The sequence below is a fragment of the Flavobacterium sp. B330r genome (genome assembly GCF_056824325.1).
Map to the genome: position 1 here is coordinate 824,564 of NZ_CP124860.1, position 14,164 is coordinate 838,727.

Genomic DNA, 14,164 nt, shown 5'->3' on the forward strand with positions numbered 1-14,164 from the left:
AATTAAATTTCTTGAAAGCAATGACTCGATAGCTCAGTCGGTAGAGCACATCACTTTTAATGATGGGGTCCTGGGTTCGAGCCCCAGTCGGGTCACAAAAGGTCGGGTAATTTATTTTACTCGACCTTTTTTCTTTTTAGGCCATGTGGAGAAACGGTAGACTCGCCATCTTGAGGGGGTGGTGCTCGCAAGGGCGTGAGGGTTCAAATCCCTCCATGGTCACTTAAAGCGGAAATCTTTATTAGTTAAAGATTTCCGCTTTTTTTATTCCAAAAACCTCTCCTTAGCTTCATTATTAAAACTATTTCAAAATCGATTATATTTACATTACTGTAAAACCAAAAGCCACAATAACCAAAGTAAACATATGAAGTTAACTCCCATATTATATGTCATAATATTTTTCATTTTATATTCTTGCCAAAAGAACAATGACAAAAAACTAGAAAAAGATCTAGTTGGAGAATGGATCTACATCAAAACAGATGATCAAAGAAAACCACAAACAAATAGCAACTCCAATATCCCGCCACCTCCCCCTCCATTTGGCTCGCCTAAAAGAGGATATATATTTTTAAAAAACAATATAGCCGAAAACAAAACTGGTTATTTTAAAACAATTAATGCTGTAGAAAGAGAAAACAGAAAGACATTTTTTTTAGGAACTACAACTAAATATAAAATCGAAAATGATAGTTTAAAAATTTTCAACTTAGAAAGCAAAACTTGGGAAAATCAGAAATTAAGTTCGATAACAAGAGACACATTAACAACAAAAATAGGTGATAGCATATTTGTAAAATACGCAAGAATAAAATACAAAATTAATCCAAATGAGAATTATGATCAGATTATAGTTTCTTCTTCGGGCTGCTATGGCTCTTGCCCTATTTCAAACATCAGCATTGAAAAAAAAGGCAATGTTTTATACTATGGTCAAGATTATAACACTCAAAATGGCTTCTTCCAATCTAAAATAACTCAAACCCAATATGAAGAAATTCAAACCAGTTTTAAAAAAGCTGACATAATCAATCTTAAAAACAGTTATGAAGCAAACTGGACTGATGATGAGACTGTTACTATAACATTTATAAAAAACAACAAAATCATAAAGACGATCCGTGATTACGGAAGACAATCACCCACTGCATTAGTTTGGGCATATACACCTGTTCGATATTTATACCAACATATAAAACTGACTCCATTAAAAAAAGAAAAATTTTTATTTCCAATATGGAGAATCAGTTTCACAAAAGGGAATCAGATTTGCGATTTAACAAAATCTGAAAGCTTTTATTTATTTACAGAAATTCTCAAAGGCAAAGAAACAAACGACACTTTTGAACACAAATACTATATCGAATTCTGGAATGACCAAGACAAAAAAGAAATAATTTATACAGATGGAAGATATTTCAAATCGAAAGACAAAACTATTGACATTGGCTATAATTTCATGATATCAAACAATTCCATCACAAAATTTAGACTAAAAGACAAATACGATTAACTTCTATCTTATTTTTTATTTAAAAAAGAATCTTTTTATTTCACTACAAAACAAACACTTACCCCTCTCATGAAAATTTATTTCAAAATTCATTAAAAAAAAGGCTTGATAAGCTAAATAAAGTACTTATATTTGCACCCTCATTGAAGAAATGAAGACTCGATAGCTCAGTCGGTAGAGCACATCACTTTTAATGATGGGGTCCTGGGTTCGAGCCCCAGTCGGGTCACAAAAGGTCAGGTAATTTATTTTACTTGACCTTTTTCTTTTTAAGAAATATCAAATCTTAAAAAAAATATACCTTTAGAAAAACCTCCTTTAATTTTCTCTTACTATTTCTTCATTTACCAAAAGAAATTTTCTCACAAGATAAAAACTTTCTTAAATTCGTTGGGAAATAATTAAATCACTAATCCCAAATTAGTTTATGAAAAACCTACTATTAGCATCACTTATTATGATGTCTTGCTCAATCTGGGCACAATCAGCAACAGGCTATTTTGACAAAGCCATGAAAAAAGCTGAAGCTGGAAATACAAAAGGCGCCATCGCCGATTACACCAAAGCTATAAGCATGAATTCTAAATTTGTCGAAGCTTATCAGAACCGTGGTGTAGCAAAATTCAAGTTAAACGATTTAAAAGGCGCTCAAGCTGATTTTAGCAAGACTATCGAGTTAGACGACATGAATGCAGACGCTTTTACAGGCAGAGCCAATGTCAATTACAAACTGCAAAACTACGAAGGAACAATTGAAGATTGCACCGCTTCTCTAGGTTTAAACCCGAAAGATTATGTTGCCTACAATTTAAGAGGATTGGCCTATAACAAAATTGGCGATAAGAAAAATTGCTGTAAGGATTTTACAAAAGCAATTGAGTTAGGAAGCCAAAGCGCCGCAAAAAACAGAGCCACTTTCTGCAAATAATACATAAAGTAAAAAAATAAGAACAGTCTGTCAAGATTTTAATCTAGCAGGCTGTTTTCTTTTTTATCAAAGTAATATATTTCTTAAGAAAAAAATACCTGATTTTAGGTAAAAAATATATTATGGATACGTAAACCTCTAATTCTCTATCTTTTTAATTTAGTTTTAATGTCGAATCTAAGATTTTATTTTACATTTGTTGACTTAATCGCGAAAAATGATAAACAATATTAAAACTGTTTTCAGCATTAAAGATCTTGAGAACTTATCTGGAATAAAAGCGCATACCATACGCATCTGGGAAAAGAGATACAATATCCTTGAACCTATGCGAACCGACACTAATATTAGATTTTACAATCTTCATAACCTGCAGAAACTTTTAAACATTACGTTACTGCATGAATACGGCTATAAGATTTCTAAAATTGCAACCTATCCTGAAGAAAAAATACCACAACTGGTACGCGAAATAATTTCGAAGAAAAATTCCCAAAACTACGCCATCACTTCTTTTAAAATGGCGATGATGAACTTTGATCAAGAATTATTCTTCAACACATTTGATTGGCTCATTACCGAAAAAACATTTAAAGAAGTTTTTAAAGAACATTTTTTACCTCTTTTAAAAGAGTTGGGATTATTATGGCAGTCTGAAACGATTACTCCTGCAAATGAACATTTCATGAGTCATTTGATCAAGCAGAAAATATTGATTTACACAGAAAGTCTTCAAATTAGAAAACCAATCAAAACTGATCGAATTTTTGTTTTATCACTTCCGTTAAACGAAATTCACCAAATCGGATTATTATACCTGCAATACGAGATTCTTGACAAAGGCTACAAAACCATTTATCTAGGAGAAAGTATGCCAATTGAAAACTTGCAGGATTTAACCAAACATTTTGAGAACATTACGTTCATTTCCTTTATGACTGTCCAACCAGACCGAAGCGTAATTAATCAATATGTAAAATCTATGGGACAGAAATTATTGCAGAAAAATAACGAAATCTGGCTTATGGGTAAAATGGTTGAATACATTGATGAGAAAGTCCTAACAGACAGAATTCGAGTTTTTGATTCGATGGAAGAAACTATTAACATGCTTTAATTTATTTTTGTTTAAGTTTTTCTTATATTTGTTAAACAAATGAGAAAAACTATCCAAATAATAGGCTCAGGCTTCTCTTCTTTGGCGGCCGCATGTTACCTTGCACAACAAGGAAACAAAGTTACTGTCTACGAGAAAAACAGTACAATTGGCGGACGCGCGCGACAATTTAAAGAAGATGGTTTTACATTTGACATGGGACCAAGCTGGTATTGGATGCCAGATGTTTTTGAACGCTTTTTTCAAGACTTCAATAAAAAACCTTCTGATTATTATGAACTGATAAAATTAAATCCGGCCTATCGTGTTTATTTCGGAATGGATGATTTCATCAGCATTTACGATAATCTAGAAGAGATCAAATACACTTTTGAAACGATCGAAAAAGGAAGCGGTAAAAAACTGCAAAGCTTTATTGATCAAGCCAAAAGCAATTACGACATTGCAATCAAGGATTTGGTTTATCGCCCTGGAGTTTCTCCTCTTGAATTAATTACCAAAGAAACGGCATTAAAACTCAATCAGTTTTTTAAAAACGTAAGTGGCGATATTCGAAAAAATTTCAAGAATGAAAGATTAATTCAGATTCTAGAATTTCCAGTTTTATTTCTTGGAGCAAAACCAACTAAAACACCTTCCTTTTATAATTTTATGAATTATGCCGATTTCGGTTTAGGAACTTGGCATCCTAAAACTGGAATGTTTGATGTCATTCGAGGAATCGAAAAATTGGCATTAGAACTTGGAGTAACCATTAAAACCAATTCGCCAATTGATAAAATAATTGTTGAAAACAAAATAGCGAAAGGAATTGTAATTAATGGCGAAACCCTTAAGGCAGATATTGTTTTGAGTGGTGCCGATTATCATCATTCGGAAATTTTACTCGAAAAAGAACACAGAATGTATTCTGAAAAATATTGGGAAAGCAGAGTTTTCGCTCCATCTTCTCTCCTATTTTTTGTTGGTTTCAATAAAAAAATAGAAAACATTTCGCATCACGCTTTATTTTTTGATGTCGATTTCAATCAGCATGCTGCAGATATTTACGATAATCCAAAATGGCCCGATGCACCTTTATTTTATGCCAACTTCCCATCCAAAACAGATGTGACAGCAGCGCCATACGGAATGGAATCTGGATTTTTCTTAATTCCGCTAGCACCCGGAATCGAAGATAACGAAGCGTTACGAGAAGAATATTTCGAAAAGATAATCACTCGTTTTGAAGAACTTACGCAACAAGAAATAAAAAATAGCATTATCTTTAAGAGATCATTTTGTAAGAACGATTTTGTAAGCGACTATAACGCCTACAAAGGAAATGCTTACGGAATGGCCAACACACTTTTGCAGACCGCTTTTTTAAGACCAAAATTAAAAAGCAAAAAAGTAAAGAATCTATATTTCACAGGACAATTAACCGTTCCTGGCCCAGGTGTTCCGCCTGCTTTAATTTCAGGAAAACTCGCAGCTGAATTAATTCAAAAATCTTTTAGATCTTAAAAAATGAAATCACTATTCGACGCCGTTTCTTTCAAATGCAGCAAACTGGTAACCAAAAATTACAGTACTTCATTTTCTTTAGCCGTAAAAATGCTTTCGCCAAGCATTCGAGATGCCATTTACAGTATTTACGGATTTGTTCGTTTTGCTGACGAAATTGTGGATTCATTTCACGATTATGAAAAAGAATATCTTATTGAAGATTTCGAAAAAGAATATTACAAAGCAATGCAATTGGGCATCAGTTTAAATCCGATTTTGAATTCATTTCAACAGACTGTAAAAGAATACAACATTAGCGATGATTTAGTTCAGGCTTTTCTAAAAAGCATGAAAATGGATCTTATAAAGTCAAATTACCAAACGCAAACCGAATACATAGATTACATTTACGGCTCTGCAGATGTTGTAGGATTAATGTGTTTGAAAGTTTTTGTATCTGGAAAAGAACATAAATACGAACAGCTGAAAAATGAAGCTATGCATTTAGGTTCTGCTTTTCAGAAAGTCAATTTCCTAAGAGATTTAAAAGACGATAATACGATCTTGAATCGCACTTATTTTCCAGGCGTAAATCTGAATAATTTCAACGAAGATTCAAAAAATCAAATCATCAAAGAAATCGAAGAAGATTTTAGAATTGCCTATCAAGGAATTGTAAAATTACCAATCGAAGCCAAATTTGGCGTTTACACCGCTTATGTTTATTACAAAAAACTACTTCAAAAGCTTAAACACACGCCATACTACGAGATTGGAAATTCGAGAATTCGGGTTTCTAATTATACCAAAGCGGGGCTTTTGGCGCAGTCTTTTGTGACTTATAAATTGAAGCTGGTTTAAATTCCTTCAACTTTGTAATTACGATTAAACAAACAGTTTGTCTTTCTGAGCGAAGTCGAAGAACCGCTAGAAGCTCGCCAAAGATTAGATTCTCGTTGCAGAGCTACTTGCGTTCCTTCGACTTCGCTCAGGATGACAAAAATGACAAAATCAGCAATTTTTAAAAACTATTTTTTTGAGTCAATCTTTTATAATCCAAAGCTAAACTCAAAACCAATAAAGCGATAATTTTAAACCTCAACATTTATAAAATGATTTCTTTTTTAATCTTTTTAGGCGTTTTTCTTTTCATGGAATGTGTTACGTGGCTCACGCATAAATACATAATGCACGGGTTTATGTGGTATTTTCATGCTGATCATCATCAGCCGAAATACGAAAATACCTTTGAGCGTAACGATATTTTCTTCGTCATTTTTGCCACTCCAAGTATTATTTTATTCTACTTTGGCGTTCAAGGCGGATTTAACTATTTGTTTTTCATTGCCTGCGGAATCACACTTTACGGCGTTTGTTATTTTCTAATTCACGATGTCTTGATTCACCAGCGTTTTAAATGGTTTAAAAACACCAAAAACAAATACCTCATCGGATTACGAAAAGCCCATAAAATACACCACAAACATTTACAAAAAGAAAAAGGAGAATGTTTCGGAATGTTGTTCGTACCATTCAAATATTATAAAATGTAGCATTATTTGGGGCGTTACCTTTTCTTTTGTGTCTGCCCTTGATACAAGAAAAATTTGTGATTATGAAATTATATAAAATAGTTACCGTACAGCATATTAATGCAAGTGTAGAAGATTGCTGGGATTTTTTCTCAAGTCCGAAAAACCTGCAGACTATTACTCTCGACAATATGAATTTTCAAATTCAGGATTACGACGGCAAGCGCATGTATCACGGACAAATAATTGCATACACCTTAAGACCTCTTTTCGGAATTAAAACCTCTTGGGTTACCGAAATTACGGCTTGCCAAGAAAACGAATATTTTGTAGACATTCAGCAATTTGGACCTTATAAACTTTGGCATCACAAGCATTTCTTTGAACCAACACCAGACGGAGGAACCAAAATGACCGACATTGTTCATTACGCTCTTCCATTCGGAATCTTAGGTCGAATCATGAATCGTTTAATCGTAAAAAACAAACTGAAAAGTATTTTCGATTACAGATTTAATAAAATTGAAGAATTATTTAATTCTAAAAAAGCTTAAAAAAATAAACACATAGAAACATAGAATACTAAATCTATAAAAGGCATTTCACTTGCATAAAAACACATAGCTATGTGTCAGAAACTAGTTTCTTTCTAAAATTCTTAAATGAAAAATAAAAAATCTATGTTTCTATGTGTTTAAAAACTACATACAATGACAAAACAAAAAGTTACTTTATTCTGGTTTAGACGTGATTTGCGTTTAGAAGACAATACAGGATTATTTCATGCTTTACAATCCGATTTTCCTGTTATACCTCTTTTTATTTTCGATGATGATATTTTAGAGCATCTTCCAAAAAACGATGCGAGAGTAACTTTCATTTATGATTCATTAAAAAAAATAAACTCAGAATTAAACCCATTTGATTCTTCCATTTTAATCAAAAAAGGAAAAACAAATGCCATTTGGAAATCGCTTGTCGAAGAATTTGACATTCAAAACGTTTTCTTTAATAAAGATTATGAACCATTCGCTATTAAACGTGACAGCTTGATTTCATCTTTATTAAAAGAAAACAACATTGAATCGCTGTCTTTTAAAGATCATGTAATTTTTGAAGAAAAAGAAATCACCAAAGCAGACGGACTTCCTTATACCGTTTACACACCTTACAAAAACAAATGGCTGGAGAAATATCATCTTTCTGGATCTGCTTCAGAATATGATTCGACACCATATCAATCTAATTTTTCGAAAAACAAATTCAAATTTCCAGATTTAGCCGAAATAGGTTTTGAAAGAAGCTCTATAAAAGTTCTTCCGCACAGCTTAACGCAAATTTCTCATTATAAAGAAACCAGAGATTTTCCAGCTCTGGACAGCACTTCTTATCTTTCGCCACATTTACGCTTCGGAACTGTAAGCATTCGAAAATTAGTAAACTGGGCAAAACGAAAAAATCAGACTTTTTTGAGTGAATTAATCTGGAGAGAATTCTTTATTCAGATTCTATTTAGTTTTCCAAATTGTGTTAATCATAATTTTAAATCCAATTACGACGGAATTCAATGGCGAAATAACGAAGAGGATTTCAAACGTTGGTGTTATGGAACAACAGGATATCCGATGGTCGATGCTGGAATGCGACAATTAAACGAAACAGGCTATATGCACAATCGCGTGCGTATGGTTGTAGCCAGTTTTCTTTGCAAACATTTACTGATTAACTGGCAGTGGGGCGAAGCGTATTTTGCAGAAAAACTTTTAGATTTTGAATTGGCTTCAAACGTAGGAAACTGGCAATGGGCAGCAGGAACAGGCTGTGATGCTGCTCCTTATTTCAGAGTTTTTAATCCCGAAATCCAACAAAAGAAATTTGACGAAAAAGGACAATATATTAGAAAATGGATTCCCGAGTTTGATTTTGGTTACGCAGAACCTATGGTTGATCATGCTTTTGCGAGAGATCGAGCGATTGCGACTTACAAGGCGGGGATTTTGAAGTAGTTTTTTTTGTTTCAGGTTTCAAGTTTCAGATTTCAGGTTTCAGGTTTATATTGCATGCTTAGTTTTGTTTCACGCAGATTTTGCAGATTTATACTCATTTTTGTCATCCTGAGGAACGAAGGATCACACAAGAAGCTCTGCAACTAGAATCGATAATCTTTGTAGAGCTACGGGTGTGATCCTTCGTTCCTCAGGATGACAACTAAATAAAAAAACCTTGTCAAAGTTTAAAACTTTGACAAAGTTCTATACATAAAGCTCAGCCAACCTGAAACTTGAAACCTGAAACAAAAAAACTTAATATTTCAAATAGTCATTCACCACGATTTTAGCTTTCAAATCAAACATTAAATTGTATAAACCAAAGAAAGTACGGTTAATGTAAATAAAGTGCTTAGAACCTCGATTTCCGTTCATTTTTTTCAGGTTTGTATCTTCTGAGAAACGTTTTCCTAATTCGGCAATTGCATTAAAGAATTTTTCATCGGCAAAATCGAAAGTTTCGTTTTGAAAAGGTTTTGTAAAAAGCGACAATAAATCATGAAACATTTCGGTGAAATATTCCACTTCTGCAGGCGTGTCATCTTTGCGCAGAATTTCTAATTCGAATAATTTCTCATTGAAAAGCTTTTGGTCTGTAATTACATTTTTATTGATCAATTCGAAATAGGGCGTATAAAAATCTTCTGGAATTTGTTTCATACAACCAAAATCTAAAGCGATCAATTGCTTTTGATCGTTAACCAAAAAATTCCCTGGATGCGGATCTGCATGTACTTTTCGTAAAACATGAATCTGATACATGTAAAAATCCCAAAGTGCTTGTCCTAACTTATCGCCTGCTTCTTGATCTTTATTTATGGCTGTAAATTCAGAGAGATGAATTCCCGTCATCCAATCCATTGTAATGATTTTCTCTGACGAAAATTCTGGATAGTAATTCGGAAAAGTAATGTTTTCAATTTTACTGCAAGCATCAACAACTTCCTGACTTTGTTGTAATTCTAAAAAATAGTTGGTTTCTTCAATTAGTTTGTCTTCAACTTCTTTAAAGTATTTATCAGAATCTTTTCCTTGAAGATTAAACATTCTAATCGCAATTGGTTTTACCAAAGCTAAATCTGACGAAATACTATTGGCAACTCCAGGATATTGAATTTTAACCGCCAGTTTTTTATCGTTTTTCTTTGCCAAATGCACCTGACCAATACTTGCCGCATTTACAGAATTCGGATTGAACTCGTCAAAAATTTCGTAAGGTGTTTTTCCAAAATTGCTTTTGAACGTTTTTAAAACCAAAGGAGCAGAAAGTGGCGGAACAGAAAATTGAGATAAAGAAAATTTTTCTACATAAGCTTGAGGCAGAAAGTTCTTATCCATACTCAGCATCTGAGCTACTTTTAAGGCGCTTCCTTTTAAGCTTTTTAGTCCGTCATAAATATCTTCTGCATTGTTCTCATTTAGCTTATCGCGGGTTAAATCTGGGTTTACCATTTTTTCGGCATAATGCTTTACATAGTTTACACCAATCTTAGCACCAGTCTGAACCAATTTTCCCGCTCGTTCAATTTTAGAAGTTGGGATATAATCAATTGTTTTCATTATCTGCTGTGTACTTTTTCTTTAAACAAAAATTTTCCAAAATCAATCAGATGATTCATTGGTGCAACATTCATTAACTCAAATGAAGCGTTAACCGATTTTTCAATAAAAATATCCGTTTTCTCAAAAGCAGGAGATTCATCTTCCATCCAAAATTTAATGGTCATCATCAATTGCAACCAAGAAGATTCTTGAATGGCTTTTTCTTGAAATTTCTGGAATCTTTCTTGCTCTAATCTGTAATCATCTGTTAAAATCTCAGCAACATAGTCTTTGAAACTATTTCGAAGTGTTGTTAACTGAACTAAATTTTTGATTGGGTTTCGATCTATTTTAAGGGATTGCAAAACATAACTTCTGTTGGCTGTCAGGATTTCGAAGAAAGTAAAATAAAAACTCAGCATTTTATTCTTCATATCATATCCCTGATATTCTTCATTCTTGTGAAGAAGATTAACCGTGTTTTCAAAAAACAATCGAAATATTTCTTTTTCTAAACCTTCTAATGTTCCGAAGAAAGTATAAAACTCAGCTTCAGTAAAATCATTTTCTTTGGCAAAATGATAAACCGATTTTGGTTTTTGACCTTTTTCTAAAACCTCTTCCATATATTTTGAAACGATATCATCTTTGGTAATTACCTTTTTTTTAGTCGCCATTTTATTAAAATTTAGAATTTGCCATAAAGGTAAACATTGTTTAAGTACCTTTACTAATCATTAAACACGATACACTGTTAAAAATATTATAAACTATTATGGCTCAAAATGTTCTATTAACAGGCGGAACTGGTTTCGTCGGTAAATATTTGACAGATGTTCTGATCGAAGCAGGTTTTTCCGTATCCATTTTGAGTCGTTCTGATAGAGAAAACAACGGAAGAGTCACATATTACAAATGGGATCTAAAGAAAAACTACATTGACAAAAATGCAGTTCTAAATGCCGATTACATTATTCATCTTGCTGGCGAAGGAATTGTAGAAAAAAGGTGGACTAAAAGACGCAAAAAAGCCATTATAGAAAGTCGCGTAAGACCGGTTGAAATGATCTATTCTATTTTGGAAATGAACAATAAAAAGCTGGAAGCGTTTATTTCTGCTTCAGGAATCGGAATTTATGGCGCTATTACTAGTCATAAAATCTGTACTGAAAATACCCCACCAGCCGATGATTTCCTTGGCATTACTTGTCAGAAATGGGAAAATGCCGCCGATAAAATTGGTTCTTTAAATATTCGAACAGTCAAAATTCGAACTGGAATTGTTTTTGGTAAAAACGAAGGTTTCTTAAAAAAAATGGTTCCCACATTTAAATCTGGCTTTGGTGCTGTTTTGGGTTCTGGCAAACAATATCTTCCTTGGATTCATATTGAAGATTTGTGCCAGATCTATTTAAAAAGCATTGAAGACACCAAACTCGAAGGTGCCTACAATGCATGTGTAACCGACAATACCACAAACTCCCGATTTTCTAAAACTATGGCCAAACTTTACGATTACAGTATCTGGATTCCTAAAGTTCCGGCATTTGTATTAAAAATTCTACTGGGACAAATGAGTGAGGCCATCTTAACAGGACAGCGTGTTTCTTCAGAAAAAATTCAGAAAACAGGTTTTGAGTTTCAATTTACAGATTTAGAAAAGACGCTTATTAATTGCATTAAGTAATTCTTATTTCAAAGTCAGCATGGTCTCATCACTACGAATAATTCCCGTTAGTTCTGTATTGGCTGTTTTTGCAATTTTCGATGCTATAGGAGTTGGAATATTAATATTAAAATCGGAAACTGCAATTGGAAAATCTGAAATTATCTGAATTCCCTCTGGAACTCTTTTAATCAAAGCTTTTACAATAATCTCCTTCGATTTTCCGCGTAGATTCAGTTTCCCTTTTATCTGATATTCTTTTTCTACTTCATTAATATTTTTCAAATCAAATTTTTCAATCTTGCCTTTAAACACCGCTTTCGGATAGCGATTGCTTTGCATATAATTTTCATTAAAATGCTCTTGCATTAAATCTAATTTGAAACGAAAATCTTTGATGATAACAGTACAAATAAAAGTACTTGTTTTAGGTTCTAAAAGTATAGCAACTTGTCTATTTACAGCTCTCACTTCTTCAAACAAAGGAACAGACGCCTCAAAGTTTATTGTTCCCGTATTAGTAAAAAATTTGTCTTGGGCAATGACTGAAAAGGCCGTAAAAAATAAAAATAATAAAGTAGTTGTTTTCATAATCGTCTGCATTTAAACAATTATGTCATTCAATTTATCTGGACTAAGAGAAAATAAAAAATCAGATTCTTAATAATCTGAAAAATCGAACGGCAATACTCAGTGAAAAAATTCCGTAACCCAATAATTATACTTAAAGTTACGGAATTTATACATGCAAAGTTTTGGTACTTATGCTAAATATTTGTGAATGTTTTTTGTTGTAAAATGAGAATCGTGAAATACAAAATATTTAAGATCTTCCTTTTATTAAAGCAAAAATTACATTTGCAAAGAACAGAAGTTGAGTTCCTAATAATACACAAATCAAAATCAAGATTCCTGATTCTATTCTTTGATTAAAATTTGAGTCATTTATAACTGACAATATATCTCCCGGAACAATTTCTCTAAAAAATTTAGGCAAAATAAAAACTATAAACAAACCTATTAGGCTTATTAAAACGTGAGAAACTGTCATCCAATTTATTAAAACAAAATTTAGTTTCAGCATACCAAAATAACCCAAAGCCAATATTCCACAAAAACATGAAACAAGAATCATTAAGTGTTTCCAAGAGATTACAAAATAAGTCGCATGAATATTGAGAACAATGGTTTCATTCCCTTTATAAAAGCCATATAGTAAAAGAACTACTATTAATCCTAAAAACACAAAATAAGGTTTGTTCTGTATGTAATTCATTTTCAAAAAAAGACTTTTACATTAACCTTTTACTTCTGTACAAATCTCGATTAAAAAGCCATTTAAATCTCTTGCGTACGCTACAACTTGTCCCCATGGTTTTTCTACAGGTTCTGAAACCATAACTGCTCCAAAAGAAGTGGCTTTCTGTAAAACTTCAGGTACATTCTCTACTATAAAACCAATTTCTATTGCAAAAGGTTTGTCTTCTAAACTGCTTTCGACAAAACCATCAGGTAAATTATTTGAAGCTAATTTTTTTGAAGCAAATGAAAGTGTTGTTTCTCCTGTAATTAATTCGCCATAATCGCCATCTGGCGAGACAAATTTTCTCGAAAATCCAAATGCGTTTTCATAAAATGCAATAGATTCTTCGACATTTTCAACGTATAAAATTGTATATCCAAACTTGATCATATTTTCTAGTATTTAATGTATAACTCCTAAATATAAGAAAATTTAGCTGATTTCTAATAGAACATTATATTTTTCTAGGCTTGCTAGATCTTCGATAGAATTTATATTGGCTAATTTTTCGTGTTCTTCAACTTCTTTTCGAACTTCAATATGTTTTATTGCTTTTCTAAAACGACGCACTTCTTGCAAATTAGACAGAATCAATCCTGGAACCTGAACGCTTTTTCCTTCTTTATCTTTGGCAACCATTGTAAAATAAGACGAATTACAATGTTTAATAACTCCTGTCTGAATATTTTCTGCTTCTACACGAATTCCTACGACCATAGAACTTCTTCCGACATAATTGACAGAAGCCTTCATGGTAACCAATTCTCCAACTTCAATTGGTTTCAGAAAGTTTACGGTATCTACTGAAGCGGTTACACAATAATTTCCACTAAATTTTGATGCCGATGCAAAGGCAATTTGATCTAATAATTGTAAAATATATCCCCCGTGAATTTTTCCGCTAAAATTAGTATGCGAAGGCAACATTAATTCTGATATACTAACTTTTGATGATGAAACGGGCTTAAAATCTGTACTCATGTTTTTGTTTTTGGTATTGTTGATTAGTTGTATTCTATATTCT

At 32.6% G+C, this 14,164-nt stretch carries 15 protein-coding genes and 3 tRNA genes; 12 read left to right on the forward strand and 6 right to left on the reverse strand.

Annotated elements, in window-relative coordinates:
* Positions 1 to 22: 22 nt before the first annotated feature.
* From QLQ95_RS03680 to QLQ95_RS03730, 11 genes are all read left to right on the forward strand, one after another.
* Positions 23 to 95: transfer RNA gene (locus tag QLQ95_RS03680), tRNA-Lys, on the forward strand.
* A 44-nt stretch (positions 96 to 139) separates the two neighbouring features.
* A tRNA-Leu gene (locus QLQ95_RS03685) sits at positions 140 to 222 on the forward strand.
* A gap of 145 nt (positions 223 to 367) precedes the next feature.
* A complete protein-coding gene (locus tag QLQ95_RS03690; RefSeq protein WP_428239176.1) occupies positions 368 to 1,516 on the forward strand; it encodes a DUF6438 domain-containing protein in 1,149 nt (382 codons plus the stop codon).
* A gap of 156 nt (positions 1,517 to 1,672) precedes the next feature.
* A tRNA-Lys gene (locus tag QLQ95_RS03695) sits at positions 1,673 to 1,745 on the forward strand.
* A 198-nt stretch (positions 1,746 to 1,943) separates the two neighbouring features.
* Positions 1,944 to 2,444 (forward strand): tetratricopeptide repeat protein, encoded by a 501-nt coding sequence (locus QLQ95_RS03700; protein ID WP_253251808.1) that lies wholly within the window; start codon positions 1,944 to 1,946, stop codon positions 2,442 to 2,444.
* 217 nt (positions 2,445 to 2,661) lie between these two features.
* Positions 2,662 to 3,561 carry a MerR family transcriptional regulator gene (locus tag QLQ95_RS03705; protein WP_095929553.1) on the forward strand — a complete coding sequence of 300 codons (900 nt, stop codon included), beginning with the start codon at positions 2,662 to 2,664 and terminating at the stop codon, positions 3,559 to 3,561.
* A 39-nt stretch (positions 3,562 to 3,600) separates the two neighbouring features.
* Positions 3,601 to 5,067: a phytoene desaturase family protein gene (locus tag QLQ95_RS03710; protein ID WP_482502672.1), complete on the forward strand. Its 1,467-nt coding sequence runs from the start codon at positions 3,601 to 3,603 to the stop codon at positions 5,065 to 5,067.
* A 3-nt stretch (positions 5,068 to 5,070) separates the two neighbouring features.
* Positions 5,071 to 5,910: a phytoene/squalene synthase family protein gene (locus tag QLQ95_RS03715; protein ID WP_482502674.1), complete on the forward strand. Its 840-nt coding sequence runs from the start codon at positions 5,071 to 5,073 to the stop codon at positions 5,908 to 5,910.
* A 251-nt stretch (positions 5,911 to 6,161) separates the two neighbouring features.
* Positions 6,162 to 6,602, forward strand: coding sequence for a sterol desaturase family protein (locus QLQ95_RS03720; protein ID WP_095929550.1), 441 nt, complete (start codon positions 6,162 to 6,164; stop codon positions 6,600 to 6,602).
* A 62-nt stretch (positions 6,603 to 6,664) separates the two neighbouring features.
* Complete coding sequence (locus QLQ95_RS03725; RefSeq protein ID WP_482502676.1) at positions 6,665 to 7,135, forward strand: SRPBCC family protein; 471 nt, start codon at positions 6,665 to 6,667, stop codon at positions 7,133 to 7,135.
* A gap of 156 nt (positions 7,136 to 7,291) precedes the next feature.
* Entirely contained in the window at positions 7,292 to 8,587 is a 1,296-nt protein-coding gene (locus QLQ95_RS03730; RefSeq protein WP_482502678.1) for a cryptochrome/photolyase family protein, read from the forward strand.
* A 297-nt stretch (positions 8,588 to 8,884) separates the two neighbouring features.
* Here the strand turns inward: QLQ95_RS03730 and QLQ95_RS03735 are convergent, their stop codons facing one another.
* Together QLQ95_RS03735 and QLQ95_RS03740 are read right to left on the reverse strand one after the other, a co-directional pair.
* Positions 8,885 to 10,189 carry an ABC1 kinase family protein gene (locus tag QLQ95_RS03735; RefSeq protein WP_482502680.1) on the reverse strand — a complete coding sequence of 435 codons (1,305 nt, stop codon included), beginning with the start codon at positions 10,187 to 10,189 and terminating at the stop codon, positions 8,885 to 8,887.
* Complete coding sequence (locus QLQ95_RS03740) at positions 10,189 to 10,848, reverse strand: TetR family transcriptional regulator C-terminal domain-containing protein (RefSeq protein ID WP_379800913.1); 660 nt, start codon at positions 10,846 to 10,848, stop codon at positions 10,189 to 10,191. Before QLQ95_RS03740 ends, QLQ95_RS03735 begins: the two co-directional genes overlap by 1 nt.
* Positions 10,849 to 10,946: 98 nt before the next feature.
* On the opposite strand from QLQ95_RS03740, the gene QLQ95_RS03745 reads away from it, so the two are divergent.
* Positions 10,947 to 11,858, forward strand: coding sequence for a TIGR01777 family oxidoreductase (locus tag QLQ95_RS03745; protein WP_482502682.1), 912 nt, complete (start codon positions 10,947 to 10,949; stop codon positions 11,856 to 11,858).
* Between the two features lie 3 nt (positions 11,859 to 11,861).
* Here QLQ95_RS03745 and QLQ95_RS03750 read toward each other — a convergent pair whose 3' ends face one another.
* The 4 genes from QLQ95_RS03750 to QLQ95_RS03765 form a co-directional block, all read right to left on the reverse strand.
* Entirely contained in the window at positions 11,862 to 12,428 is a 567-nt protein-coding gene (locus tag QLQ95_RS03750) for a YceI family protein (RefSeq protein WP_172426887.1), read from the reverse strand.
* Between the two features lie 232 nt (positions 12,429 to 12,660).
* Positions 12,661 to 13,113: a hypothetical protein gene (locus QLQ95_RS03755; protein WP_482502685.1), complete on the reverse strand. Its 453-nt coding sequence runs from the start codon at positions 13,111 to 13,113 to the stop codon at positions 12,661 to 12,663.
* A 21-nt stretch (positions 13,114 to 13,134) separates the two neighbouring features.
* On the reverse strand, positions 13,135 to 13,530 hold the full coding sequence (locus QLQ95_RS03760; protein ID WP_428239174.1) for a VOC family protein: 396 nt from the start codon (positions 13,528 to 13,530) through the stop codon (positions 13,135 to 13,137).
* A 42-nt stretch (positions 13,531 to 13,572) separates the two neighbouring features.
* Positions 13,573 to 14,121 carry an acyl-CoA thioesterase gene (locus tag QLQ95_RS03765; RefSeq protein ID WP_095929541.1) on the reverse strand — a complete coding sequence of 183 codons (549 nt, stop codon included), beginning with the start codon at positions 14,119 to 14,121 and terminating at the stop codon, positions 13,573 to 13,575.
* Positions 14,122 to 14,164: the final 43 nt, after the last annotated feature.